The sequence below is a fragment of the Lelliottia nimipressuralis genome, assembly GCF_041464075.1.
In the GTDB taxonomy this organism is placed as follows: Bacteria; Pseudomonadota; Gammaproteobacteria; order Enterobacterales; family Enterobacteriaceae; genus Enterobacter; species Enterobacter nimipressuralis.
Genome location: NZ_CP167172.1, coordinates 544,804 through 570,495, shown reverse-complemented (window position 1 = coordinate 570,495; position 25,692 = coordinate 544,804). Strand labels below are relative to the sequence as shown.

Below are 25,692 nucleotides of genomic sequence, written 5' to 3'. Positions count from 1 at the left end.
CAGCATTCCGGATTTTTGATGACAAATACCATGATAAAAAATGATAAACGTTGGATTGGCGATCTGCTGGGCGGTTCGCTGATGGTTCGTGAGAGCCGGACTATTGCTGAATTGCTGCTTTCTGAACCCGATGAAACAACCTGGCAGCAGCAAATAATCGATGAAAATATCCTTCAGGCATCATCCACCAGCACAGCGAATCGTTATGCCAGGACTGTAAAACTTCGGCTTATGACACTGGACCGCGAATGCTGGCAATTGATTGTCAATGGTAGTGAAAGTGAACGTCTGCAAATGCTGTTAGTCGCCTTGATGATTCAGTCTCCCATTGTCGCGGAATTTGTCGCTGATGTGGTGAACCCGGCACGCCAGCAGTTTAAAGAAAAACTCAGCGGAAATTGCTGGAATGAATTTGTGGATGAGAATCTGCGATTGCACCCGGAGCTGGCGGCTTTCTCTGATTCATCTATCCAAAAGATGGGTAACAATCTGATTAAGGCACTGGCTGAAGCTGGTTACCTAGATAGCCCACGCCGCCGCAATTTACAAAACGTTTTCCTTCTACCAGATGTTGCAACGGCCTTGCATCGTTTAAACAAAGCCGAACTGCTCCCTATTCTGGAGGGTAACGCATGAATGACCCGATCCTTGAATATCGATTAAAGCAGTTAGAAGAACGTATCGGCGACGACCGTTTTTTGAAAAACCAAGGTTCCGGTAATGAGATTGGCTTCTGGATTTTTGATTATCCGGCAAAGCAAGAGCTTCAGGTCCGCGAATACCTTCACTTTTTATTCAAAAAACTGGATAAAAAGTACACCTATAAAACGTTAAATATCTTCCAGGTCATCGTTGAGATGCTGGAGGAACGTAAGCTCTTTGACCGTATCTGCCAGCGAGAGCCTGAACTTGGCCTGGAAACACTGAAAAAGCATCTAGCAGCCCCACTGAGCCAGAAAAAAATCGCGGAATATATTGCGCGCACTGTTGATCTTCCGGCGCAGCAATTTGTCATTCTGACGGGCCTCGGTAACGCCTGGCCGTTGGTTCGTGGTCATGAGCTAATGAGCGCGCTTCAGGACGTGATGGGGTTTACACCACTGCTGATGTTCTATCCAGGCACCTACAGCGGATATGATCTTTCACCACTCGATGGCATTCACTCCCGTAACTATTACCGCGCCTTCAGACTGGTACCCGAAACCGGACCGGCGGCGACTTTGACTCCTCGTTAAAAGACGACAGCAATGAATATTGAACAAATTTTTGAGAAACCGCTAAAACGTAATATTAACGGCGTGGTTAAAGCCGAGCAGACCGACGACGAAAGCGCCTGGATAGAACTGGATGAGTATGTCATAACTCGGGAGCTCGATGGTCACCTGCGTCAGTTCTTTGAAGTATATGCCCCAGCTACAGGTCCTGGCAGATTACAGCTTGCCGACAAAATGGGCGTCTGGGTTTCAGGCTTCTTTGGGTCCGGTAAATCACACTTCATTAAGATACTTTCCTATCTGCTGGCGAACCGCGAAGTTAGCCACAATGGCGTCACGCGTAATGCGCTCTCCTTCTTTGAAGAGAAAATTGATGATGCACTGCTATTGGCCGATATTCGGAAATCGGTTCAACATCCGACTGATGTCGTACTATTCAATATTGACTCACGTGCGAATGTTGAAGATGGCGTTGATGCCATCCTAAAAGTATTTCTGAAAGTCTTTAACGAACTAGCTGGTTATTGTGGAGACTTCCCACATATTGCACACCTGGAACGTGAGCTTGATAAGCGTGGACAGTTTGATACCTTTAAAGCCGCCTTCGCGGACATTACCGGGTCTCGCTGGGAAGACGAACGCGATGTTTATCTGATGATAAACGATCAGATGGCTCAGGCGCTGAGCGTAGCTACAGGCCAGAGTGAAGAGTCTTCTCGTCAGTGGATCGAGCAACTTGATAAGAACTTCCCACTGGATATCAAAAATTTCTGTACGTGGGTGAAAGAGTGGCTCGACAGCCAGGGTAATCGTAATATCCTGTTTATGGTCGATGAAGTTGGTCAGTTCATTGGTAAAGATGCCCAGATGATGCTGAAGCTGCAAACCATCACCGAAAACTTAGGTGTTATTTGTGGTGGGCGGGCATGGGTGATTGTTACCTCCCAGGCTGACATTAATGCCGCTATTGGCGGTATGAGCAGTCGTGATGGTCAGGACTTCTCCAAGATTCAGGGACGTTTCTCAACGCGCTTACAACTCTCCAGCTCGAATACCTCAGAAGTTATCCAGAAACGTCTGCTGGTGAAAACAGAAGCGGCAATACCGGCGCTGGAAGCTGTCTGGCAGGAAAAAGGCGATATTTTGCGTAACCAGTTGGCGTTCGACACGACAACCACTGCTACGCTGCGTGCCTATACCAACAGTCGCGAGTTCGTGGATAACTATCCGTTTGTGCCGTGGCATTACCAGATCCTGCAAAAGGTCTTTGAGTCAATCCGTACCAAAGGGGCTGCAGGTAAGCAGTTGGCAATGGGGGAGCGCTCTCTGCTGGATGCCTTCCAGTCGGCTGCTGTGCAAATCTCCGCAGATGGTCTGGACAGCCTGGTTCCGTTCTGGCGTTTCTACTCTGCGATTGAAAGCTTCCTGGAACCTGCGGTTAGCCGCACTATCATTCAGGCCTGCCAGTCTCCGTCGCTGACGGAATTTGACGGCAAACTGCTAAAGACGCTGTTCCTGATCCGCTACGTTGATGTGCTGAAAAGTACGCTCGATAATCTCGTCACGCTCTCTATTGAGCGTATTGATACTGATAAAGTGGAACTCCGTCGACAGATTGAAGCCAGCCTTAATCGTCTGCAGGCTGAGATGCTGATCTCGCGTATTGATGACAAATTCGTTTTCCTCACAAACGAAGAAAAAGAGATTGAAAACGAAATCCGCAATATTGATGTTGAATTCACCACCATCAATAAGCAGCTTTCGACCATCATTTTCGAAGAGATCCTGAAGAACAAAAGATATCGCTATCCAGCCAATAAGCAGGATTTTGATATCAGTCGCTTCTGTAACGGGCACCCACTGGATGGCGCAAATCTTAACGATTTGGTAGTTAAAGTGCTCACGCCACTGGACTCGAACTACGAGAGCTACAAGGGGGCGCATTCCAATAGTCTGCTGATGACGGACAGTAAAGACTGCATTTTAATTTGCCTGCCTGATGAGGCTCGTACCTGGCAAGACCTGACCATGTACGCGCAGACCAAAGCCTTCCTTAGCAAGCAAAGCGGTCAGCGCCCAGAACAGGCAACACTGTTGGTGGAAAAAGGCCGTGAAAATGGCATGCGCGAAAAAACGCTGAAGGCGCAGATTGAAGGCTTGCTGGCTCAGGCTGATGTCTGGGCGTTGGGTGAGCGGTTGGATAAAAAATCCTCTTCGCCGTTAGCTATCGTAGATGCAGCCTGCAGTTACGTTATCGAGAACAGTTTCTCTAAACTGAAATTGCTGCGCCTGAGTACTGGGGACGTAAATCGTGAAACTCACGCGCTGTTGACAGTAGAAAATGATACCCAGCTCGACCTCGGTGATATGGAAGAATCCAACCCAGAGGCGATGCGTGAAGTGGACAACTGGATCAGTATGAGTATTGAGACTCATAAGCCAGTTTACCTGCGGGATATTCTTACCACTTTTGGCCGTCGCCCATTTGGCTGGCCGGAAGATGAAGTCAAATTGCTGGTAGCTCGGCTGGCACGCAGCGGTAAATACAGCTTCACTCTACAAAGTAGTGAAATTGCACTGAAGCAGGCGTGGGACGCGTTTAATAATTCACGTCGTTACAGCGATTTGCGTCTGCATAAAGTTCGTCGCCATGATGAAGCACAGTTGACTAAAGCTGCGCAGCTGATGGCTGAGATTGCCGGAGAACCGTTTAACGAGCGTGAAGAACAGTCGTTGGTCTCTCATATTCGCGAACTCTTTGGCCGCTGGAAGAGCGAGCTGACCGTTTTTAAAACTCGTGCAGAGAGTGGACAAAACCCTGGCCGTAAAGAGATAGAAGAAGGTCTGGTATTACTGAACGGGATCCTCAACGAGAAAGAAGAATACGCGGTCATTGAAAAAGTCACCGCAGCGGCTGACGACCTCGAAGATTTCTCGGAAGTCTGGGACGATTTGGTCAGCTTCTACAAAAACCAATACGCCACCTGGCAGCGCTTGAGTGCGGCGTTAAATGGCAGTTTTAAAGCTAACCGTAATGCGTTGGAAAAAGACGAAACGGCTCAAAAAGCTGTACGCGAGTTGGAAGCTATATACGGCATGCCCAGCCCTTACGGAGAACTGCACAGGATTATTCCGCTGATTGAAAACGTTGAAATCATCAACCAGCGTCTGGTGGAAGAATACCGAAGCCATGCGCTGCTACAGATAGATGGTCATATCAATGAACTGAAGCAAAGCATGCAGGAGATGCTCGTCCCTGCTGACTTGCAGCACTCGCTTTTACACCCGATGCAGCAATCGCGTAAGAAAGTGGAGCAGAACGGTCTGATCCCGCAAATCATGGAAGAACAGGCTGAGGTTCGGGCGCTACAATTCAAAGCAAACGAACGACTGAACGGCTGGGTTGAAGAACAGCGTAAGAAAGTGCCTGAACCAAAAACCGTCCCTCAGCCAGGGATTATCGACCCAGTAGTTAAGCCTGAACCCAAGCTGAAAAAGACCATCTACGTGAACACGCGTAAAACGATGGAACGAGCTGCGGGTGTGACAACGCTTGATAACGCCGAACAGGTGGATAAAGCGCTGGAACAGCTCCGCAAAACACTGATGGATGCCATTAACGCCGGCGAACGAGTACAGCTTCAGTAATTTCCCCATTTTCAGGGCAGACGTTGTCTGCCCGTTTCAGGATTACACATGAATACGTCAAACATCAAAAAATACGCCCCGGTGGCACGTAAACAGTTCCGTGATGCAGTTATGCAAAAACTGACCACGCTGGGCATTGAGGCCGATAAAAAAGGCAACCTGCAAATTGCGCAAGCAACCGATCTTGGCGACAGCGTGCGTTATGGTCAGTTCTCGCTGGATAAGTCACTGGCGTCACGCCGTGAACGTCTGGTCAAGCGTGCAGAAAAGCAGGGCTACGAAGTGCTGGTGGAGCACATCGCTTACACCTGGTTTAACCGCTTCTGCGCTATTCGCTATATGGAGCTGCATGGCTATCTTGAGCACGGTTTCCGTCTGCTGTCTCACCCGACACTGGAAGGTGGTTTTGAGGTTCTGGATCATGTGCCGGAAGTAGCTGATGCTCTGGGGCTGGACAAAGCGCGCCTGGTGGAGATGAAGCTGGCTGGCGATCGTGATGAAGAGCTATATCGCGAACTGTTGCTTGCGCAGTGTCATGCTCTTCATGGCGCGATGCCTTTCCTGTTCGAAGCAGTCAATGATGATATCGAACTGGTACTGCCGGATAACCTGACCCGCACCGACTCTATTCTACGTGGGCTGGTGGACACCATTCCTGAAGAAGACTGGGAGAAGGTCGAAGTGATCGGCTGGCTGTATCAGTTCTACATTTCAGATAAGAAAGACGACGTGATCGGCAAGGTGGTAAAGAGCGAAGATATTCCCGCAGCCACCCAGCTGTTTACACCGAACTGGATTGTGCAGTATCTGGTGCAGAACTCGGTGGGCCGTCAGTGGCTGCAAACCTACCCGGACTCCAGCCTGAAAGGCAAAATGCCTTACTACATTGAGCCCGCAGAACAGACGCCAGAAGTTCAGGCACAGCTTGCAGCAATCACCCCATCCAGCATTGAACCAGAAAGCATCAAGGTGCTGGACCCAGCCTGCGGCTCCGGGCATATCCTGACCGAAGCCTATAACGTACTGAAAGCGATTTACGAAGAACGTGGCTACCGCACCCGTGATATTCCGCAGCTGATTCTGGAAAACAATATTTTCGGTCTGGATATCGACGACCGCGCCGCACAACTCTCTGGCTTTGCGATGCTGATGCTGGCGCGTCAGGATGACCGTCGTATTCTGACCCGCAGCGTGCGGCTGAATATTGTCTCCTTACAGGAAAGTAAGCTGGATATCGCTGAGCTATGGACCAAGCTGAACTTCCACCAGCAAGTGCAGCGCGGCAGCATGGGAGATATGTTTGCTGAAGGGAATACGCTGGCAAATACCGACAGCGCGGAATACAAGCTAATGATGCGTACGCTGGAGTTGTTCACCAGTGCGAAAACGTTGGGTTCTTTAATTCAGGTATCACAGGAAGATGAAGCGGCGCTGAAAGCGTTCCTCGATGGGTTGTATCGTCTGGCTGTTGAAGGTGATATTCAGCAAAAAGAGGCTGCGATGGAGCTGATTCCGTGTATTCAGCAGGCATGGATCTTGGCGCAACGCTATGATGCGGTGGTGGCCAACCCACCATATATGGGAGGAAAAGGAATGTTTGGTGAACTGAAAGAGTTCGCTAAGCAAAAATTCCCTGATACCAAATATGACCTTTTCGCTATGTTCATGCGCCACGCGTTCACGCTGTTAAAAATCAGTGGCTTTAATGCTCAGGTTAATATGCAGTCCTGGATGTTCCTTTCCAGTTTTGAACAACTCCGAGAATGGGTTTTAGAAAAGAAAACTCTCGTTACGATGGCCCATTTTGGAGCTCGTGCATTTGGCCAAATAGCCGGTGAGGTTGTTCAGACCACCGCATGGATAATTAAAAACCTTCCTATTCCTGAATACAAACCCATGTTCTTTCGTTTGACTAATGGAGATGAGTCATCCAAAGAGAATGCCCTATTAAATAGGCACTTTGCATATTCAAATATGAAACAGCGAGAGTTCGGTATTATCTCAGGCAAGCCTATCGCCTACTGGGTTAGCGAACAGGTTCGCACAGTATTTAGCCAAGGCACACCGATTGGTGAAATTGCCTCACCGCGAAAAGGTAACTCCACTTCAGATAACAACCGTTTTTTACGTTCGTGGTCTGAGGTAGATAGAAAAAAAATGGGTGTTGGTATTAGTTCTGTCGAACAACTCCAGAGTTCAGGGTTGAAATGGGTCCCTTACAATAAAGGTGGAGGCTATAAAAAGTGGTATGGCTTCAATGAATTTGTCATTAACTGGCAAGATAACGGCAGAGAAATTAAAGAGATACCATTATCAGTTGTCGCTAATGAGAAATTTTTCTTCCAGCCAGGACTCACTTGGTCAACGGTTTCATCAGGGAATTTTAGCGTCCGCAACTTTGGCAATGGTTTTATTTTTGACAATGGTGGATGCTGTGTGTTTGGTAAGCCAGATATCCTGAGAAAGCTATTGTGCTTTATGAACTCGGTGGTCTTTACCAAACTATTTTCAGAAATTAACCCTACTTTAAACTTCCAGTCAGGCGATGTCGCTCGCGTCCCTTATATCGATCACGAATTTGATAACATTGCTGAGAAAATGGTTGATATTTTCCGAGCAGACTATGATTCCTATGAAGTTTCTTGGGATTTTTTACGCACCCCCTTATTGAAGGTCACAAACGAAAAAAGGCTCAAAGCTATCTACAAGCAATTTCAGACATTAATTTATGAAATTGTCGAAGCCGCTAGGGATCTGGAGCAAAAGAATAATAGCATCTTCATTTCTGCTTACCAGCTGCAGGATGAGGTGTCAAATTATGTAGAAATGCATGATGTCACGTTGTATCGAAATGCGCAGTTTAAATACAAACTGGATGATGAGAACTTATTGAAAATCAGAGAGCGCTCAGACACCATTTGTGAGTTCTTATCATACGTCCTAGGCTGCATGATGGGCCGCTACTCCCTCGATAGTGAAGGTCTGATCTACGCCCACGAAGGTAACAAAGGCTTTGCAGAATTAGTCGCTGAAGGTGCCTACAAAACCTTCCCTGCCGACGAAGACGGCATCCTGCCGCTGATGGATTCCGACTGGTTCGACGACGATGTCACCGCCCGTGTCAAAGAATTTGTCCGCACCGTCTGGGGGGAAGAGCATCTGCAGGAAAACCTCGATTTTATCGCCGAAAGCCTCTGTTTGTACGCAATCAAACCAAAAAAAGGCGAATCTTCGCTGGACACCATTCGCCGCTATCTTTCCACTCAGTTCTGGAAAGATCATATGAAGATGTACAAAAAACGCCCAATTTACTGGCTGTTCAGCTCCGGTAAAGAGAAAGCGTTTGAGTGCTTAGTGTATCTGCACCGTTATAATGAAGGCACGCTGTCGCGTATGCGTACCGAATACGTAGTTCCGCTGCTCGCCCGTTACCAGGGCAATATCGATCTGGTTAACGATCAGCTCAAGAGTGCCGAATCCGGTGCCACCACCACGCGTCTGAAAAAAGAGCTGGATGGCCTGACTAAAAAATTCAACGAGCTGCGCAACTTCGACGACCGCTTGCGCCACTATGCTGATATGCGTATCACTATTGATCTGGATGACGGCGTTAAGGTTAACTACGGCAAATTTGGCGATCTGCTGGCAGATGTCAAAGCGATCACTGGCTGCGCTCCACAGGAGGCATAATGGATCAACATCCCCTTATTATTAAAGGTTACAAGAGCATTGCGGAGCTTTCCCTTGCGGAAAGCCCACCTTTCATTACTTTTGCCGGGGCCAACGGCGCGGGAAAAAGTAACATTACCGATGCATTAGCTTTTTTTGGTGCAGTAGTGAAAACGGGTGCCACTCAGGCAATCCGCGATTTTGGTGGTTTTCAGCAGATTCATTGCTACAAACTACGTAAGGAAAACCGGACTACCGCTTCGCTGCACCTTAAGATTGAGCTGGAGGGAATGCAATTTACCTATGACTTGACGATCAAAAGCATGGATAAAAAACCATCAATCACTGAAAAGTTGGTCATTGATGGAGATATTCATATTGATCGTAAGCACCCAGATACTCTTATGATTCGTCTAAGCGATGATGAGGAAACACCAGCTACTTATATCCCTAATTATTCGTCGGATATGACAGCGCTAATGTTGCTGGGCAAAAGTGAATTGTATGCTTTTTTAACCAACATTGTTGTTTTTCGCATCGATCCGCTACGAGCTAAAGAGCCAGATAGCGCCAAAACCGACGCGACATTTCTGGACAGTCATGGCCGTAACATTGCCTCTGTGCTCTCTGCTCTCGAATCGAATAGCGACTTTAAAGAGCAAATACTGGAGTGGATGGAACTCATTGTTCCAGGTATGGAAAATGTATCGACCGAAAAACAAAAATTGGATGGTTCAACAGTACTGACTTTCAAAGAACACGGAACTAAAGCGCGTTTTCCAGCACATTTGATCTCCGATGGCACTATTTATACCTTGTGCATCATGACGGCCATACTGAGTCGAGCTCAGCACACGGGGATGACCATCATCGAAGAACCCGAACGAGGCATTCACCCAAAAGCCATCGGGGAACTTGTGCAATTGATGCGTGATAACGCCACTATGGATCATCCGATTATTATTACCACCCATAGTGAATCTGTTGTTCGCAACCTGGAACCGGATGAATTGTGGTTTGTGAGTAAGCAAGAAGGGAAAACCAAACTGAAACATGCTTTGGAAGCTGGCATTGATAAGAAGAAAATCCCATTGGATACCGCGTGGCTGATGAACATGTTCGATGGTGGTCTGCCATGGTAAAAATAGGATTCATTGTAGAAGGCGATACCGAGTCAATTATCGTCAATTCGCCAGCATTCATTTCATTTTTACGTGCTAATAATTTTGAACTGGTGACCCCCGTCATTGATGCCAAAGGCGGTGGTAACCTGTTGCCGAAGTATGTTGAGAACTTCGTTGAAAGGCTCAGAAATATCGGCGCAGAACGGTTCTGTATTCTCACCGATCTGGAAGATGCCGCTTCGATTGCTGATGTGCAGGCACGAATTGCTCATCAAGATGTTGATGTCTCGTTTATCGCAGTCAAAGCGGTTGAGGCCTGGTTTCTTGCCGATTCAGAGGCAATGAAAAAATGGCTTAAGGTAGACGAATTTAATGAAGAGCAGCCTGAAGCTACAGCCGAAATGCCATGGGATCGCTTAAAAGAAGTCTCACGGAAACTAAGAAAACGAGGGCCAGGAAGTTCTAAAACCGCATTTGCTAAAAGGATGGTTACACATCACGGTTTTGATATTCAGAGTTCGGCTCGCCACCCTTCTTGCCCTAGCGCCCGTGAATTGGTCGAATGGTTTGAGAATCAATAATGCAATTTAAAGAACTGGAATCCGGGCTTCGTCAGAAGTTTACCGACAATCGCATCGTCTTCTGGCACGACCCGGAACTACGCTTCATCGATTCGCTCATTGAGCTGGGTCTCGACAATGTCACGCTGCTGGATATGCGCGGCGTTTCTGTGCTCGCCACCAAAAAAAGAATCGAAATCGACGAGCCAGCACAGAAATTTCTACTTTATTTCACCAGCGAAGTCCCCGCCCGCGAGCAGGACTGGCTACTGGATATCCGCCTCTATAGCACCGAATTCCACGCTGACTATGCCTCGATCACACTGAACTCATTGGGCATCCCACAACTAGGGTTACGTGAACATGTTCAGCTTCGCAAAGCCTTCTTTACCGTCAAACGTACCCAGTTACTTAAAGGCTGGGTTACCGAACGCGAGACAGAAAAATCCCTCGATAAAAAGATGCTGGCAGTGGTTGCCGGAGCCAGCACCTTTGAAACCAAAGAGATCCTGTTTGCTCTCATCCAGCAATTTGTTGCCGCAAGTCAGCAGGATGATAGTGTCCTGAAAAATACTTTTGCCGTGCTGAAAAAGCTGGGGCTGGATAAGGTCCTCTGGGAAGTCCTTAGTCTTGAACTGGGCTACCAGGCAGAAGCACCAACGCTTGAAAACCTACTGCTGAAACTGTTCTGTACCGATCTTTGGGCACAAGGTGATGACTCTCATCGTGAGTGGTTAAGTAAAAATGTGCTGACTACTGCCGCAGGTCGTGCCTCTGCCCTGGCCTTTATGGGGGCATGGCGAAACGATCGTCGCTATAAAGCGGAATATGATTATTGCGCAGCCGATCTCCAGCAGACACTGCAACCGAAAGAGCATTACAACTACAGCTCGCCGTATGCGCTGGCAAAATGTGACACTTTCGAAGCTATCGAGCAATTGATTATCCGTGGCCTGGTAACTCAACTACAGGAAGAAAGCACGACCCTGGACAGGGACGCGTTTAAAGCACTGGTATCAGAGCGTAGTGCGAAATACTGGAGCCAGACGCAGCCAGTGTATCTATCCATCTGGAATGCTATCCGCCAGGCCGAGCGTTTGCTGAATTTGCGTAACCGTTACACCGACGGGTTTAATTTCCCTGATACTGGCGCGTTCTGGAAAGCCTACTGCGACGAAATTTATCGCTTCGATCAGACCTACCGCCTGTTCAATGAATATGCCGCACCGGTGCACAGCAAAGGGGCGATGATCCTCCATGAGCTGGATAAATTCATTGAAGAGCTTTACAGCAATTGGTACCTGGCAGAGCTGAGCCGTGGCTGGAACAAACTTCTGGAAGCAGAAAATTGCATGCAAAACTGGCAAATTAGCGGCGTGCCGTTGCAGCGTAATTTCTATAAAGAGAATGTGAAACGGCAATTTGACACTTCACAGGTGAAACGTGTTTTTGTCGTCATATCAGATGCATTGCGCTACGAAGTAGCAGAAGAACTGGGTCGACATATCAATCATGAGAAGCACTTCAGTGCTGATTTGCGCTCCCAGACAGGAGTCTTGCCGAGCTACACGCAACTAGGTATGGCGGCATTGTTACCTCATGAGTCGTTGAGTTATCTGCCTGACAATTCCGGCGTAGTGTATGCCGATGGGATGTCTACCTCAGGGTTTGAAAAACGCGCAGCTATCCTGGCAAAGGTAAATGGTGTTGCGCTGAAAGCGAAGGATCTGCAGAACTCCAATAACCAGGAAGTGAACGATCAAATCCGCAACGCCTCAGTGGTGTATATCTGGCACGACACTATTGATGCCATTGGTGATAAGGCGGCAACAGAAGACAAGACTTTTGAAGCCTGTAGAAGTGCGATCACGGAGTTGAAAGATCTTGTATCACGCCTGCGAAATCGATTTAACGCCAGCCGAATTTTTGTCACTGCCGATCATGGGTTCCTGTTCCAACAACAGGCGCTGGTGGAGCAAGATAAAACGAAGCTGGAGAGTAAAGCAGTAAATACGATTGAAGCGAATAAGCGATTCATTATTGGGCATCAGCTGCCTGAAAGTGAATTTTGCTGGCACGGCAAACTGGCAGATACCGCAGGCGCAAGCGATGAGAGTGAATTCCTGTTACCCAAAGGGGTACAGCGTTTCCACTTTGTAGGTGGTGCGCGTTTCGTTCATGGCGGTGCCATGTTGCAGGAAGTGTGTGTTCCCGTCTTGAAGATTCGCGCGCTTGAGAAAAAAGCAGCAGAGAAACAACCACAGCGCCAACCAGTGTCAGTTGTTGCACGGGACCACGTAATAAAACTGGTTAACAGTATTGATAAAATCGGCTTCATCCAGACTACGGCGGTGGACGACCTCAATGAACCGCGCACGCTGAATATCTTTATCGTTGATGAAAATAATCAGGTTGTCTCCGGCACGGAAACGGTTTGCTTCGACAGTGACAATGACGATATGGGTAAACGTACCCGCGACGTGACGATGAAACTTATTGGTTCCACATTTAACCGTAAAAACAAATATGTGCTGATCCTGGAGAATGCGGACAGCGCCACAGAGTATGGTCGCTATCCGATTACAATCGACCTGGCTTTCCAGGATGACTTCTTTTAAGTGAGGCGTTATGCAACAGCAGGATAACTCGGCGACCAACATGGAAATGGCCTCTGCTCAGGACCTGGATTCATTATTGAATCAGCACTTTCGTGGCCGCGTGGTGCGTAAAGACCTGACTAAACAACTTAAAGAAGGGGCGAATGTTCCGGTCTATGTACTGGAATATCTTCTCGGTATGTACTGTGCCTCCGATGACGATGAGGTTGTCGAGCAGGGGCTACAGTCGGTTAAGCGTATTCTTTCTGAGAACTATGTTCGCCCAGATGAAGCTGAGAAGGTGAAGTCGTATATCCGTGAACGCGGATCGTACAAAATAATCGATAAGGTGACTGTTTCTTTAAAAGAAAAGAAAAATGTCTATGAAGCACAGTTATCTAACCTCGGCATCAAGGATGCCCTGGTACCGTCGCAGATGGTGAAAGACAACGAGAAACTGCTGACGGGTGGCATCTGGTGCATGATCACCGTGAACTACTTTTACGAGGAAGGGCAAAAAACGTCACCTTTTTCACTGTTCACCTTGAAGCCTATCCAGATGCCAAACATGGATATGGATGAGGTGTTTGAAGCTCGCAAGCAGTTTGATCGCGACCAGTGGATTGACGTGCTGTTACGTTCTATTGGGATGGAGCCTGCGAATATCGAACAACGCACCAAGTGGCATCTGATTACTCGCATGATCCCCTTCGTGGAAAACAATTATAACGTCTGTGAGCTTGGCCCTCGTGGGACCGGTAAGAGTCACGTTTATAAAGAGTGCTCACCAAATTCGCTGTTAGTTTCTGGTGGACAAACGACAGTGGCTAATTTGTTTTACAACATGTCCAGTCGCCAGATTGGTCTGGTGGGAATGTGGGACGTCGTCGCGTTCGATGAAGTGGCAGGGATCACCTTCAAAGACAAAGATGGCGTGCAGATCATGAAGGACTACATGGCATCAGGCTCATTCTCTCGTGGTCGGGACTCCATTGAAGGCAAAGCCTCCATGGTGTTTGTTGGCAACATCAATCAGAGCGTAGATACACTGGTCAAAACCAGCCATCTGCTTGCACCGTTCCCGGATGCAATGATTGATACTGCATTTTTTGACCGCTTCCATGCCTATATTCCTGGTTGGGAAATTCCTAAGATGCGCCCGGAATTTTTCACCAATCGCTATGGTTTGATTACGGATTATCTCGCTGAATATATGCGCGAGATGCGTAAACGTAGCTTCTCCGATGCAATTGATAAATTCTTCAAGCTGGGAAATAACCTCAATCAGCGTGACGTGATTGCCGTACGTCGCACGGTATCCGGTTTGTTGAAGCTAATGCACCCAGACGGCGCTTACGACAAAGAAGATGTACGGGTTTGCCTGACCTATGCACTGGAGGTCCGCCGTCGAGTTAAAGAGCAGCTTAAGAAACTCGGTGGCCTGGAGTTCTTTGATGTGAACTTCAGTTATATCGATAACGAGAGTCTTGAAGAGTTCTTCGTGAGCGTACCGGAGCAGGGCGGCAGTGAATTGATTCCCGCCGGTATGCCGAAACCTGGCGTAGTGCATCTGGTCACGCAGGCGGATTCAGGCATGACGGGCCTCTATCGTTTTGAAACACAGATGACTGCAGGCAACGGCAAACATGCGGTGTCAGGTTTGGGGTCGAACACAGCAGCGAAAGAAGCGATCCGCGTAGGGTTTGACTACTTCAAAGGTAACCTGAGCCGTATCAGCGCTGCGGCTAAATTCTCTGAACATGAATACCATCTTCATGTGGTGGAGCTGCACAGCACCGGTCCGAGTACAACCACCAGTCTGGCCGCGTTAATCGCGTTCTGTTCGGTATTGCTGGCAAAACCGGTTCAGGAACAAATGGTCGTATTGGGAGGCATGACATTGGGCGGTGTGACGAACCCCGTTCAGGATTTAGCAGCCTGCCTGCAGGTAGCATTCGATAGCGGTGCTAAAAAGGTATTGCTCCCTATGGCCTCAGCTATGGATATTCCGACCGTGCCGACTGAATTGTTCACAAAGTTTCAGGTTAGCTTTTATGCCGATCCGGTGGATGCTGTATATAAGGCACTGGGTGTCAACTAAATATATCGAGGAGTGAGTCACACTCCTCAGTTAAATAATCCGTAAGTCTTTTCTTGTTTATTTTTTTAAACTATATTCTTTAATCCTGTTTTTCATCTGGAATGATGTACGGTTAAAAAATAATGAAACTAATTGCAAATGGATTGAACAAACAGTTTTTTAGTTCTTTTTTACCTCCTCCGAATTGCGAAATTGACGGTGTCGTTGCAGCCATAGCCTATGGTGATGATAAAACTGCTCTACTTGACCATTGTCTAAAAAATCATCATCGCCTTGATATCTGGATGCGATATGATCACACCGTCCCTGTATCCCCCTCACTCTTGGCGAAATTTCTTGCTAATACAAAAAATAATATCTTCTGCAAACTTGTTCCGGATCGTCTTCACAGTAAAGTCATCTGGTGGAAGGGTTATGGCGCATATATTGGATCGGCTAACTTAACCGATCGTGCATGGCATACAAACATAGAAGCAGGTATCTTCTTCACTGAGAGTGATTTATATAGTTCTAATCTAATTGAGCAACTTGAGGAATTCTTCGATAGCTTAGTGTCTCTTGACTGTTGTGTTGATCTTAGTGACGATATCATTAATGAACAAAGACTATTTTTAAAATCAAAACTCGAGTTAGAGAAAAAAGAGCAAGAGCTTATCAAAAAGAGAAAAATTCCTGAATGGGGCGGCGTAAACTTTATTGATAACAAAAAAAACAAAGATAAAAGAAAAGAGAATTTTCATAAAGAATGGGAAAGCACACTTTCAATCATTCATAATATCTCAAGCCAGATAAATGATTACAGGCCTATATGGGTATCAGAAGATACACCGATATTCTGGCAAACCGATCAGTTTTTACATGCTTATTATTATAAGCAAGTTCATCAGCAAGATAATACTTATCCTTTTGAGGATTTTAATCGTACTAACAGTAAAAACCCACAAGCAGCATTGATGAGTATGCTCTCCTGGTGGAAAAGCCTTTCAGCCCCGCCGTCTAATGAGGGTATTCATCTTGGGATTTACGCTCCCTATATTCGCGAAAACTTGTCAAAAAATAATATTGGCTCATTGACTGAGGATAAGATCCATCAAATATTCTCTTATACACATGCAACAATGGACCATGTGATAAAAATGAGTGCTGAAACATTTGGCCAACCTGCCACAAAGTCCTTAAACAAGGAAGAACGTGCCGTTTTATTTACAAAATGGATCATGGGCCAAACAAATCAAAAAGGCATGACTATTGTTGAATTACTCAATTATGTGCTCTACGGTGGAACGCCTTCTTTTATGTGGGAAAGGATCTATCAGGCAGGGAAAGATGAGCAATATAAATTCCAGCATTACGGTATTAACTCCATTGCTGAAGTTGTTGGCTGGGCCAGACCTGATGATACGCCTCCCAGAAATGGCAGAACCAATAAAGCATTGCGGGCATTGGGCTATCCAGTTCAAGTGAATATTTGAACATATCTCTCCCAACTCCAGTAAATATCATTATCACTCAATGAAGCAGTCCAAAGGCGTGCTCAGTTTACTAGAACACGCCTACCGGTGACAGATAGTACAGCATAGAGTTAATTTACATATCAATACTCTATCCAATCGGCCAAGATCACTCTGCATATTACTTTGAACCCAGAATGATTTTTCCCATTAAAGCATGCTTTGATTCAGGCACTTCGCGGCGTTTATGTGACTTTATGGAAGAAATGTACTCCCATACTGCAAGTTTCTCTGAAACTAATTTGCCACATAAGTCTCTTTTCTTACATGGAGCCATGGAGTTTTGCAAAATCAAACGGACTTACTCCCTTCTCTCGGTTAGCATCTAAAAAATCAGCCCACCACTGCAGCATCAACCTGCGCTCCCCCAGATGCTCCGCCTTATGGATGTAAGCCGCCCTTACAGAGCTGCGTTCCTGATGGCTCATTTGCCTCTCTACAGCATCCCTCGACCATAGACCCGACTCAATCAATGAGCTACATGCCATAGTCCTGAAACCATGCCCACAAACCTCAACCTTCGTATCGTAGCCCATCACACGCAGAGCCTTGTTAACCGTGTTCTCACTCATCGGCTTACGAGGATCATGATCGCCAACGAAAATTAGCTCGCGATTCCCACTCATACTTTTAATCTTTTCCAGAATCGATAGAGCCTGGCGGGATAAAGGAACAAGATGAGGAGTCCGCATTTTCGATCCTCGATGTGAATGCTTCACACCTTCTAGCGGTTCACGCTCCCCAGGAATCGTCCACATAGCTGTTTCAAAATCCACTTCTGACCAACGGGCAAATCGCAGCTCGCTTGAACGGATGAAAACCAACAAAGTGAGCTCAACCGCCAGTCGGGTTAACGGTCTACCAGAATAGTGATCGATGCGATGAAGTAATTCAGGAATTCGATTAAGTTCTAGCGCAGCACGATGCTGTCTTTTTGTCGTAGCAACTGCACCGGCAATCTCTTGTGCTGGGTTGTAATCGATTAAGCCGCTCTGCACAGCAAAGCGCATAATCGCGGTAGTTCGCTGTTGTAAACGGGCGGCGACTTCAAGACGCCCAGATGACTCCACAGCCTTAATGGGCACAAGCAGATCTCGTGTCTTCAGGTCAGCAATATTGCGTTTGCCGATAGCAGCAAAGAGATTATCCTCAAGACTTTTCAATACACGAGCACTATGCGATGCGGACCACTTCTGATTGCTGGCATGCCATTCTCGGGCAACCACTTCAAACGTTATCGCTTCCTGCTCTTGTTCTACCTTAACAGCTTTCTTATTCTCACTAGGGTCGACGCCGTTAGCTAATAGCTTACGGGCCTCATCCCGGCGTGCCCGGGCATCCGCCAGCGAGACTTCAGGGTATTTCCCCAGCGCCAGCATCTTCTCTTTACCACCGAAGCGATAACGAAATCGCCAGTATTTTGAGCCGTTAGGGTGAACCAGCAAAACCATGCCTTCACCGTCAGTCAGTTTATAGGCTTTTGCTTCCGGCTTTGCCGAACGAACCTTCACATCACTCAGAGCCATGATGAGTATCCTTTCAAGGATTCTGTGTGGGTACAAACATTATCGAACCGGGATATACCCGCACTTGTACCCGCACCAGTAAGTTGATGTAGGTTGACTTAGGTTGAGTAAAAAAGCGAGGAAAGCCTTGCGGATACTGGATTTCAGGCACAAAAAAAGACGTCTGTTGACGTCTATTGATGTTCCGATGGTGCCGAAGGCCGGACTCGAACCGGCACGTATTTCTACGGTTGATTTTGAATCAACTGCGTCTACCGATTTCGCCACTTCGGCACTGAAGGGGATGCGGAAACGTTGTGGATTATACCTGTCGCGCGCCGCCATGCAAGCGACGACGCGCTAAACCCGCGCTAAGTGCCCAAAAAACCAGCGCCCATCGTCACTCCAGCTCGGAAACTGCCAGCCGAATCACGCCGGCGGCATGGCTTTCAGGCAGTTGCAGCACTTTGGCCCACATCTCTTGCACCATATCGCACGACAGCTTCTCTTTCCCCGTCGCCTTGTCCGGCATCTGCAGCAGTTGAATATCCTCGCCGTACTTCGCGGCCAGCTCTTTCATGATGGGGCGCACGTCGGCGACGGCGGTGTCGCGCTCCTGCGCCGTCACGGTGTGGCGGTTTTTGCCGTAGGCGGCGCGCATCATGTCGGCGTCGGCCTGCATGCGGCGCTGCATCATCGGCTTATCCAGCACCCGCATCGGGTTGATGCCGCCCTTCACGTCCGGGTAGAGAAAGCGGAAACAGGCGTCGTCGCTCACCTTCTGAATGGCGGCGGTCTGCTCCATATTCGCCTTCATATAATCCACCACGTTCGCGTCCGGCGCGGTCTGCAGGCGCGACATCTGCAGGTGCAAGATCTGCGGCTGAATCACGTCGATGATCTGTTGCTCGGAATCACCCTCTTTTTGCATCGCGAGGATCTGTTCACGAATGCGCTGCTGGAATGCGGGTTCTTGCTCCTTCAGCACCTGCCAGGCAGGCATACTGTTGAGCGTGGTGTCGAGTTGCTGTTCGGGGTTTTGTTGCAGGCGTTGTTTATCGTAATAGACCCAGCACGCCACGGCAGCGGCCAGTACGGCAACAATCACAATCGGTTTCCAGGCTCTCTTCATCGTCTCGCATCCTTTTGATCTGTCGGATTACACCGGCACGCCGCTATGAAAACGAAACTCACTGTCCGGTGTCGAGATAAGTGTGGCTTCAATTTCACCAAAAAGCTGTACGCGTGAAGAGATATCGTTGTCGCTCACCTGTTGGGCAAGTGTCAGATAGTCCTGGTAATGGCGTGCTTCCGAGCGCAGCAGCGACAGATAGAACTTCTGCAGGTCGTCGTCGAGGAATGGCGCCAGCGCGGCGAAACGCTCGCAGGAGCGCGCTTCGATGTACGCACCGCAAATCAGCTTGTCGATCAGCGTCAGCGGTTCGTGAGTGCGCACTTCCTTCAGCATCCCTTTGGCGTAGCGGCTGGCGGTGATTTTGACGTACGGAATATTGCGCGCCAGCATCGCCTCGCGCACCTGCCAGAAGTGGTGCAGCTCTTCTTTTATCAGCAGCACCATACTGTCGATCAGCGCCTGACCCCACGGGTCGTCGGTTTTGGGCATCACGCTTTTACCAATCTGCTTATGCAGGGCGGTAAAATCCGGTTCCGGCCCTTCGCGGAAGGTAAAGGCTTCGTAGGGTTTGAGCCAGTCGAGCAGCGCGTCGGCCCCACTTTTGTCGGCGACATATTTACGCACCAGCAGGAGCGCAGTCTGGGCGGCTTTGAGTTCGCACACCATGTGGTCGGTGAGCAGGAGCGGCAGGTTTGCCGGGTCGCGGGCTTTATCAATCCATGCTTGCGGGGTCGGGCAGTGGAGGAAGTTAAGAACGGGGGTGAGTATCTGCGGGTAGTCCATGATGAAACCTTACAAAGCGGCAACAGCTGCGGCAGCCGAAGCTGCCGCAATACACTTTATCCTTCACGCTGCTTCTTCGTTGGCTTCCCTCGTTCCCCCAGGTCACTTACCTGTGTAAGCTCGCTGGGACTCACTCGGTTGCCGCCTCGACGCAGCGTGAATGATTTTGTGTATTTTATTAATTAGTGGCGCACGCCGTCATCATCTTCGTCGACGAAATCTTCATCGTCTTCGTCATCGCCGTCTTCGCCGTTTGGATCTTCGTAGTAGGTTCCCCAGCCGTCGTATTCCACTTCAAACTTCTCGGCCAGATCCATCAACTGCTCAACCTGCGCATCGATCAGCTCTGCTTTCAGCGCCCCTTCGCTCAGGATGTCGCAGCAGATGACGGTTTCGCCCTCTTCCACTTCCAGCTCTTCAGGCTCGGTCACTTCGTAACCCATTTTGAACGCTTCTACCGCCAGTTTCTCCAGCGATTCAAAGTCATCTGCAGAGAAATGGTGCTCGATGGTGTACAGCGCGTCCGGATCGCTGCCGTCTTCCAGCAGCTCTTCAATGATCAGGCGCGTCTCTTCGCGTTGCTCTTCCAGCAGTTCTGGGTTTGCCATGGCTCGTTCCTCTTTAAGTTCGGCAGATACTTCTATTTTCACACACGGACGTGTTTGCCTCCACCTAATGTAAGAAAGAATTGTTAAACAGGGTTGCAAATGAATATTCATACATATAAAGTGAATTTTAATTCAATAAGTGGCCTTTGCCATGTGAGGATAACATGTCTGAACTGTATAAAAAGCACTTCCTGAAATTGCTCGATTTTACGCCTGCACAGCTCAACTCTTTGCTGACGCTCGCGGCAAAGCTTAAAGCGGATAAAAAAAATAACACTGAAGTTCAGTCGCTTACTGGCAAAAACATCGCGCTCATCTTCGAAAAAGACTCAACCCGTACACGATGCTCTTTCGAAGTTGCCGCATTTGACCAGGGCGCGCGCGTCACTTATCTCGGCCCGAGCGGCAGCCAGATTGGGCATAAAGAGTCAATTAAGGATACGGCCCGCGTACTCGGGCGGATGTACGACGGAATTCAGTATCGCGGCCACGGCCAGGAGGTGGTCGAAACCCTGGCGGAATATGCCGGTGTCCCCGTGTGGAATGGGCTGACCAACGAGTTCCATCCTACCCAGCTGCTGGCGGATTTGCTGACCATGCAGGAGCACCTGCCGGGCAAAGCGTTTAACCAGATGACACTGGTGTATGCGGGCGATGCGCGCAACAACATGGGCAATTCGATGCTGGAAGCGGCGGCGCTGGTCGGGCTGGATCTGCGTCTGGTCGCGCCTAAAGCCTGCTGGCCGGAGGAGAGCCTGGTGGCGGAGTGCAGCGCGCTGGCGGTGCAGAATGGCGGCAAAATCACCCTGACCGAAGATGTGATCGCCGGAGTGAAAGGCGCGGACTTCATCTATACCGACGTTTGGGTGTCGATGGGCGAGCCAAAAGAGAAGTGGGCGGAGCGTATCGCGCTGCTGCGTAACTATCAGGTGAATTGCGAAATGATGGCCCTGACGGGCAATCCGAACGTCAAGTTCCTGCACTGTCTGCCGGCGTTCCATGACGATCAAACGACCCTCGGCAAGCAGATGGCGAAAGAGTTCGATCTGCACGGCGGAATGGAAGTGACCGATAAAGTGTTTGAGTCGGCGGCGAGCATCGTCTTTGACCAGGCGGAAAACCGGATGCATACCATTAAAGCCGTCATGGTGGCGACACTTGCGGAGTAAGCCTTCACTCTCGCTTTCTCCACACGGCAGAAAGAATCAACAGCAAAAACGGCGACCTGGGGTTGCCGTTTTGCTTTTACCGCCATTCGATTGATTTTTCAGCGAAAAAAAGGTACTTTTTCACCTGAACTCCAGCGTGGACGGTCCTTAATTATGCCTATTATTCAGTCTGTTGAACGTGCCTTGCAGATCCTCGACCTGTTTAATGAACAGGCGACGGAGCTGAAGATCACTGACATCAGTAAACAGATGGGTTTGAGCAAAAGCACGCTTCACTCGCTGCTCAAAACGCTCCAGCTGCACGGCTATATCGATCAGAATCCAGAAAATGGCAAATATCGCCTCGGCATGAAACTGGTAGAGCGCGGCCATTTTGTGGTGAGTTCGATGGATATTCGCCAGAAGGCGAAGGGCTGGCTGACGGATCTGTCGCAGCGCACCGGACAGACCACCCATCTGGGCATTCTCGACGGGCGCGAAGGCGTCTATATCGAGAAGATCGAAGGCAAGCTGGCAGCTATTGCCTATTCACGCATTGGTCGTCGTCTTCCTGTCCATGCGACTGCCATCGGGAAAGTGTTGATCGCCTGGCTCAACGATACCGACCTCAACGCCCTGCTCGACGGCTATCAGTACACCTCTTTCACCCCGGCGACGATAACCTCGCGCGAGGCGCTGCTGGCGGCGCTGGCGCAAACCCGCGCCCAGGGTTACGCCCTCGATAGCGAAGAGAACGAACAGGGTGTGCGCTGCGTTTCGGTGCCGGTGTGGAATCATGAATCCCGCGTGATTGCGGCGCTGAGTCTTTCGACCTTAACCTCGCGGGTCGATGATGACGCGTTCGCCCGCTTCCGCGGAATGCTGGAAGAGGCCGGGCTGCAGCTTTCAAAAGCGCTGGGCTACCCGGCCTGAAGCGTCACGCGGTGGCAGGCGTATAGCTGAAGTAATCAAAATCGGCATAACAGCCATCGCCGCTGATGTCTTCACAGTGCAGTCCGACAAACGCCCCCGTAAAGAACCCACGGCCGCCGATGTAATCATCCGACAGTTTCCACGCGTCATAGGTGACAGGCACGGTCTGCCACTGCTCGCCGTCAAACGAATAGCTGTAGCGATAAACTAAATGCTCGACGTCAACACGCAGCCACACGCCCTGCGCGTCGTCCGGTACGGGGATCGGCTGCTCGTGCAGCGGCCACGACGGCACGTTCTGATCGAGCTGAATCACCTTGAGCGTACTGCCCTTCCCTTCCTCGTAGTCGACAAAGCAGTAGCTCCAGTTTTTGCTGTTGTAGTAGCAGGTTAATCCGGCACTTTGCTGGAAATGGCGCGGGGCAAACTCCATGCGCGTCTCGGCGCGAAACGCGAAATGCTGCCAGCGCCGCGCCACGGTGGACTGGGTAAAGGTCGAGTTGAGGGAGTCGTTGCCATACAGCCGCAGGAATCCCCGGCGTGCCGTCAGCGATCCGAGAGAATCGTCGAACGGAATGCGCAGGGTTTGCAGCTCCGGGTTAAGCGTTGATGTATCAAAATCATCGCGCCAGTTTGCCGTCGACACGCTTTGACTCTCCGCCATCTGCGGCCCCGGTACGTGGACCTGCGCGTGTTTCCCGCCCTCGACATAGGGCCAGCCGTCACGCCAGGTGATGCGTGCGATCCCGGTTTCACGCCCTAACGAACAGTACCCGCGTCCGCCAGAGGCCAGCAGCGGCACGCCCGGCAAACGCTGCGGTCGGCTGGTCAGATACGCCATATACCACTCGCCGGTGTGCGTCTCCAGCAGCGAGCCGTGCCCGCTCTTTTGCAGCGGATTTTCCGGCAGATGCCAGCTGGTCATCATCGTCACCTCGGGGTGAAGCTCGTAAGGGCCATCGATGTTTTTGGATCGCAGCACGACCACGGCATGTTCGTAGCTGGTGCCCCCCTCCGCGACCATCAGATAGTACCAGCCCTCCTTGCGATAGAGATGCGCCCCTTCCGTGTAGCACAGCGGTGTGCCGGTAAACAGCGTTTTGCGCTCCGGCGAAAGCCGCTGCGTCTGCGGGAAATACTCCTGCATCACGATAGTGTTATGCGGATTGCTGTGGTGGCGAGGCCCCCACGGTCGGTAAATGTAATATTTGCGGCCATCGTCATCGTGGAACAGCGACGGATCAAAGCCACCGTTGCCCATCGGAATCGGCTCGCTCCACGGCCCTTCGATGGACGGCGCGATGACGAGGAAATTTTTGCCATTCTTCCACGGTGAATCGACGATTTTCACGTCCGTGTACAGCAGCCAGAACTGCCCGTCGGCGTAGCTCAGACACGGCGCCCAGATGCCGCCAGAATCAGGATTGCCTTTCATATCCAGCATCGACACACGATCCAGCGGCGTGCTCACCAGCGACCAGTTTTTCAAATCGCGCGAGTGATAAATCCGCACGCCGGGGAACCACTCAAAGGTCGAGGTGGCAATGTAATAATCCTCACCCTGCCGGCACAGGGACGGGTCCGGGTTGAATCCGCTCAGAATCGGGTTAGTGATAGTGTACATAGCGTCTCCTTCTTAATGGGATGCCGCCGTCGCCGCAGCGGGAAGATCCTCGCCCTGCGCCGCACGGTGTTTAAGCAGTTGCTGGCTGATGGCCTCGACGCGGTCATCGCTGAGTTTGTAGAGCGAGAGCATGATGAACATGCCGACGTAGAGCACCACCGGAACCACGCAGAACAGGATTTTGATGGTGGTCAGCACTTCGATGGGCTGCACGCTGCTGCTGGCGGAGTAATTGACATAGGCGAGGATCCAGCCGACCACCGCGCCGCCAATCGCCAGGCCGATTTTCAGGCTGAACAGATAGGTAGAGAACACCAGCCCGTCCAGACGGCGGCCGCTGCGACTCTCTTCATAATCGACAACGTCGGAGGCCATCAGCCATTGCAGCGGCGTGGTGGTGTTAAAGACAAACAGGAACAGGATATTGAGGGCGAAAATCAGGCCGATATACGCCACCGGCGTGATGAAAATCAGCAGGCTGATCAGGGAGTACGCCACGATAATCCACTTGAACGATTTCACGCGGTCGAAGCGGCCTAACAGCCGGGATGAACAGAGCGAGCCAAACATGGTGGCGATGCTGCCGTAGAGTAAGAACTGCGTGGCCATCTCCGGATGATCCATCACGTATTTTACGAAATAGAGCGTGGCCCCACCGCGCACCACGTTCGAGCAGGTCGCCATCATTTTGAACGCGCACATAATCCGCCACTGACTGTTGCCCCACAGCAGCTTCAAATCTTTTGATACCGACGAACCCGGCTGCACCTCAAAGGTATAACGCTCTTTGGTGGTGAAGAAGCATACGTAAAGCAGCACCACACCGCTCAGGCCGAGCACGCACATCGCGCCAAAGTAGCCCAGCTGTTCGTTGCCTTTACCGATGATCCCCACCAGCGGCAGCGCAATCCCACTGATCGCCAGCGATCCCGCGGCGGCGAGGAAAAAACGCCACGACTGGAGCGCATGACGCTCTTTCGGATCGGCGGTAATCACTCCGGGCATGGCGCAGTAAGGGACGTTCACGAAGGTGTAGACCAGCGTCAGCAGAATGTAGGTCACGCAGGCGTAGATGATTTTGCCGTTGGCGGAAAAGTCCGGCGTGTAGAAGGTCAGCATGCAGACGACGCCAAATGGGATTGCACCCCAGAGCAGGAACGGGCGGAACTGGCCGTGACGCGTGCGTGTGCGATCCACCAGCAGCCCCATTAGCGGATCGGTGACGGCGTCGAGTATGCGCGACACTAAAAACAGCGTCCCCATAATGCCCGCCGATAAACCAAACACATCCGTATAAAAATAGGCCAGCAAAAACATCGTGGCCTGCCAGACAAAACCACAGGCGGTATCACCCAGCCCGTAGCCAATTTTATCTTTCATGGTTAATTGCATTATGACCCCCAACGCAGAAAGTGAAAAAGTGCAAACGTCAGGGACCTGTTCCAGGCAAAAGCAATACCTGGTGCATCGTCAGGAATACACCCTTTTTTCGTGTGCTGATCGGACTATTTCGTGTTAATTGAGTGTAAGTA

At 49.9% G+C, this 25,692-nt stretch carries 18 protein-coding genes and 1 tRNA gene; 12 read left to right on the top strand and 7 right to left on the bottom strand.

Annotated features, from left to right (window positions below; all coding sequences use genetic code 11):
- Positions 1–18: 18 nt before the first annotated feature.
- The 9 genes from ACB496_RS02695 to ACB496_RS02655 all read left to right on the top strand — a co-directional run bounded on the left by ACB496_RS02695 (position 19) and on the right by ACB496_RS02655 (position 16,385).
- Positions 19–636, top strand: a complete 618-nt coding sequence (locus ACB496_RS02695; protein ID WP_032634496.1) for a DUF1819 family protein — start codon at positions 19–21, stop codon at positions 634–636.
- Positions 633–1,235 carry a DUF1788 domain-containing protein gene (locus ACB496_RS02690; RefSeq protein ID WP_023285783.1) on the top strand — a complete coding sequence of 201 codons (603 nt, stop codon included), beginning with the start codon at positions 633–635 and terminating at the stop codon, positions 1,233–1,235. The genes ACB496_RS02695 and ACB496_RS02690 overlap by 4 nt, the downstream gene beginning before the upstream one ends.
- A gap of 12 nt (positions 1,236–1,247) precedes the next feature.
- Entirely contained in the window at positions 1,248–4,862 is a 3,615-nt protein-coding gene (gene brxC / locus ACB496_RS02685) for a BREX system P-loop protein BrxC (RefSeq protein ID WP_371974280.1), read from the top strand.
- A 48-nt stretch (positions 4,863–4,910) separates the two neighbouring features.
- Complete coding sequence (pglX, locus tag ACB496_RS02680; protein ID WP_371974279.1) at positions 4,911–8,552, top strand: BREX-1 system adenine-specific DNA-methyltransferase PglX; 3,642 nt, start codon at positions 4,911–4,913, stop codon at positions 8,550–8,552.
- Positions 8,552–9,673, top strand: a complete 1,122-nt coding sequence (locus ACB496_RS02675) for an AAA family ATPase (protein ID WP_371974278.1) — start codon at positions 8,552–8,554, stop codon at positions 9,671–9,673. The genes pglX and ACB496_RS02675 overlap by 1 nt, the downstream gene beginning before the upstream one ends.
- Positions 9,667–10,236 (top strand): hypothetical protein, encoded by a 570-nt coding sequence (locus tag ACB496_RS02670; RefSeq protein WP_371974277.1) that lies wholly within the window; start codon positions 9,667–9,669, stop codon positions 10,234–10,236. Before ACB496_RS02675 ends, ACB496_RS02670 begins: the two co-directional genes overlap by 7 nt.
- Positions 10,236–12,833 (top strand): BREX-1 system phosphatase PglZ type A, encoded by a 2,598-nt coding sequence (pglZ, locus tag ACB496_RS02665; protein WP_371974276.1) that lies wholly within the window; start codon positions 10,236–10,238, stop codon positions 12,831–12,833. Before ACB496_RS02670 ends, pglZ begins: the two co-directional genes overlap by 1 nt.
- Positions 12,834–12,843: 10 nt before the next feature.
- Positions 12,844–14,913 (top strand): protease Lon-related BREX system protein BrxL, encoded by a 2,070-nt coding sequence (gene brxL, locus ACB496_RS02660; protein WP_371974275.1) that lies wholly within the window; start codon positions 12,844–12,846, stop codon positions 14,911–14,913.
- A gap of 122 nt (positions 14,914–15,035) precedes the next feature.
- Positions 15,036–16,385 (top strand): phospholipase D-like domain-containing protein, encoded by a 1,350-nt coding sequence (locus ACB496_RS02655; RefSeq protein WP_371974274.1) that lies wholly within the window; start codon positions 15,036–15,038, stop codon positions 16,383–16,385.
- Between the two features lie 302 nt (positions 16,386–16,687).
- On the opposite strand, the gene ACB496_RS02650 is transcribed toward ACB496_RS02655, so the two are convergent.
- The 5 genes from ACB496_RS02650 to rraB all read right to left on the bottom strand — a co-directional run bounded on the left by ACB496_RS02650 (position 16,688) and on the right by rraB (position 20,455).
- Positions 16,688–17,950, bottom strand: coding sequence for a tyrosine-type recombinase/integrase (locus ACB496_RS02650; RefSeq protein ID WP_371974273.1), 1,263 nt, complete (start codon positions 17,948–17,950; stop codon positions 16,688–16,690).
- Between the two features lie 188 nt (positions 17,951–18,138).
- A tRNA-Leu gene (locus ACB496_RS02645) sits at positions 18,139–18,223 on the bottom strand.
- Positions 18,224–18,329: 106 nt separating this feature from the next.
- Entirely contained in the window at positions 18,330–19,061 is a 732-nt protein-coding gene (locus ACB496_RS02640; RefSeq protein ID WP_100777803.1) for a topoisomerase II, read from the bottom strand.
- 27 nt (positions 19,062–19,088) lie between these two features.
- On the bottom strand, positions 19,089–19,847 hold the full coding sequence (miaE, locus tag ACB496_RS02635) for a tRNA isopentenyl-2-thiomethyl-A-37 hydroxylase MiaE (RefSeq protein WP_371974272.1): 759 nt from the start codon (positions 19,845–19,847) through the stop codon (positions 19,089–19,091).
- A 182-nt stretch (positions 19,848–20,029) separates the two neighbouring features.
- The gene (gene rraB / locus ACB496_RS02630; RefSeq protein WP_100777805.1) at positions 20,030–20,455 is read right to left on the bottom strand and encodes a ribonuclease E inhibitor RraB; all 426 of its coding nucleotides are present in this window, start codon (positions 20,453–20,455) and stop codon (positions 20,030–20,032) included.
- 99 nt (positions 20,456–20,554) lie between these two features.
- On the opposite strand from rraB, the gene argL reads away from it, so the two are divergent.
- From argL to ACB496_RS02615, 3 genes are all read left to right on the top strand, one after another.
- Positions 20,555–20,650 carry a putative translational regulatory protein ArgL gene (gene argL / locus ACB496_RS02625; RefSeq protein ID WP_228483316.1) on the top strand — a complete coding sequence of 32 codons (96 nt, stop codon included), beginning with the start codon at positions 20,555–20,557 and terminating at the stop codon, positions 20,648–20,650.
- Positions 20,620–21,624: an ornithine carbamoyltransferase gene (gene argF, locus ACB496_RS02620; protein WP_181827253.1), complete on the top strand. Its 1,005-nt coding sequence runs from the start codon at positions 20,620–20,622 to the stop codon at positions 21,622–21,624. Before argL ends, argF begins: the two co-directional genes overlap by 31 nt.
- Positions 21,625–21,777: 153 nt before the next feature.
- A complete protein-coding gene (locus ACB496_RS02615) occupies positions 21,778–22,536 on the top strand; it encodes an IclR family transcriptional regulator (RefSeq protein ID WP_100777807.1) in 759 nt (252 codons plus the stop codon).
- Positions 22,537–22,540: 4 nt separating this feature from the next.
- Here ACB496_RS02615 and ACB496_RS02610 read toward each other — a convergent pair whose 3' ends face one another.
- The gene (locus tag ACB496_RS02610) at positions 22,541–24,160 is read right to left on the bottom strand and encodes a glycoside hydrolase family 43 protein (RefSeq protein ID WP_371974271.1); all 1,620 of its coding nucleotides are present in this window, start codon (positions 24,158–24,160) and stop codon (positions 22,541–22,543) included.
- 12 nt (positions 24,161–24,172) lie between these two features.
- A complete protein-coding gene (locus ACB496_RS02605; protein WP_100780771.1) occupies positions 24,173–25,555 on the bottom strand; it encodes an MFS transporter in 1,383 nt (460 codons plus the stop codon).
- Positions 25,556–25,692: the final 137 nt, after the last annotated feature.

Coding starts and splice junctions, on each gene's coding strand:
- ACB496_RS02695 (WP_032634496.1), top strand. CDS start 19: ATGACAAATACCATGATAAAAAATGATAAACGTTGGATTGGCGATCTG.
- ACB496_RS02690 (WP_023285783.1), top strand. CDS start 633: ATGAATGACCCGATCCTTGAATATCGATTAAAGCAGTTAGAAGAACGT.
- brxC (WP_371974280.1), top strand. CDS start 1,248: ATGAATATTGAACAAATTTTTGAGAAACCGCTAAAACGTAATATTAAC.
- pglX (WP_371974279.1), top strand. CDS start 4,911: ATGAATACGTCAAACATCAAAAAATACGCCCCGGTGGCACGTAAACAG.
- ACB496_RS02675 (WP_371974278.1), top strand. CDS start 8,552: ATGGATCAACATCCCCTTATTATTAAAGGTTACAAGAGCATTGCGGAG.
- ACB496_RS02670 (WP_371974277.1), top strand. CDS start 9,667: ATGGTAAAAATAGGATTCATTGTAGAAGGCGATACCGAGTCAATTATC.
- pglZ (WP_371974276.1), top strand. CDS start 10,236: ATGCAATTTAAAGAACTGGAATCCGGGCTTCGTCAGAAGTTTACCGAC.
- brxL (WP_371974275.1), top strand. CDS start 12,844: ATGCAACAGCAGGATAACTCGGCGACCAACATGGAAATGGCCTCTGCT.
- ACB496_RS02655 (WP_371974274.1), top strand. CDS start 15,036: ATGAAACTAATTGCAAATGGATTGAACAAACAGTTTTTTAGTTCTTTT.
- ACB496_RS02650 (WP_371974273.1), bottom strand. CDS start 17,950: ATGGCTCTGAGTGATGTGAAGGTTCGTTCGGCAAAGCCGGAAGCAAAA.
- ACB496_RS02640 (WP_100777803.1), bottom strand. CDS start 19,061: ATGAAGAGAGCCTGGAAACCGATTGTGATTGTTGCCGTACTGGCCGCT.
- miaE (WP_371974272.1), bottom strand. CDS start 19,847: ATGGACTACCCGCAGATACTCACCCCCGTTCTTAACTTCCTCCACTGC.
- rraB (WP_100777805.1), bottom strand. CDS start 20,455: ATGGCAAACCCAGAACTGCTGGAAGAGCAACGCGAAGAGACGCGCCTG.
- argL (WP_228483316.1), top strand. CDS start 20,555: ATGAATATTCATACATATAAAGTGAATTTTAATTCAATAAGTGGCCTT.
- argF (WP_181827253.1), top strand. CDS start 20,620: ATGTCTGAACTGTATAAAAAGCACTTCCTGAAATTGCTCGATTTTACG.
- ACB496_RS02615 (WP_100777807.1), top strand. CDS start 21,778: ATGCCTATTATTCAGTCTGTTGAACGTGCCTTGCAGATCCTCGACCTG.
- ACB496_RS02610 (WP_371974271.1), bottom strand. CDS start 24,160: ATGTACACTATCACTAACCCGATTCTGAGCGGATTCAACCCGGACCCG.